Genomic DNA, 481 nt, shown 5'->3' with positions numbered 1-481 from the left:
AGCTGGCTTCGGGAGCGAATTATGATCGCTTGCCCAGGAAGCATGCTGGCTCATCTCGTGGGCTCCGATGCCAGCCCGGATCCGCGCTACTGGGCACCGTGGCTGGACCCTGTCTGCCAAACGGTTGGAGGCGAACCCAGTCACTGGCTGGGGGACGCGGAAGTTTTCTCTCTAATCCACAATGGGGCGACCATCCTCTACCAGCGGCTACTCAGCGAGCACTCCCGTGCCGCATTCTCGCCCGAGGAGGACATCGTCGGACAGACGCAACGCCTACTCGACTCTTGGGAAAAGGAGCGCGAAGCCAAGCGCGGGCTCCTTGGCAACTGGGACGTAGACGACTACTTAGCTCGTGCGAGATCATTGAACCGAGGCATCAACTCCAGCACGGCTGCGTTCTTAAGATCAGCGACTGAGGCTGCTACGAGCCAGACCAACTTGATCGACAACCAGGACTTCTGCGATCGGGTCACGACCCGCG

Annotated in this window: 1 protein-coding gene; it reads left to right on the top strand. The window is 60.5% G+C overall.

Annotated features, from left to right (window positions below):
- Positions 1-21 precede the first annotated feature (21 nt).
- Positions 22-481: hypothetical protein (locus tag SB724_RS19395; protein ID WP_410572407.1), on the top strand; the 460-nt coding region annotated here is incomplete at its 3' end.

It is taken from the genome of Bacillus sp. SIMBA_031, from assembly GCF_046535225.1.
Lineage (GTDB): Bacteria > Bacillota > Bacilli > Bacillales > Bacillaceae > Bacillus > Bacillus velezensis.
The sequence above is the reverse complement of the archived record's forward strand: the minus strand, read 5'-3'. Positions and strand labels throughout refer to the sequence as shown.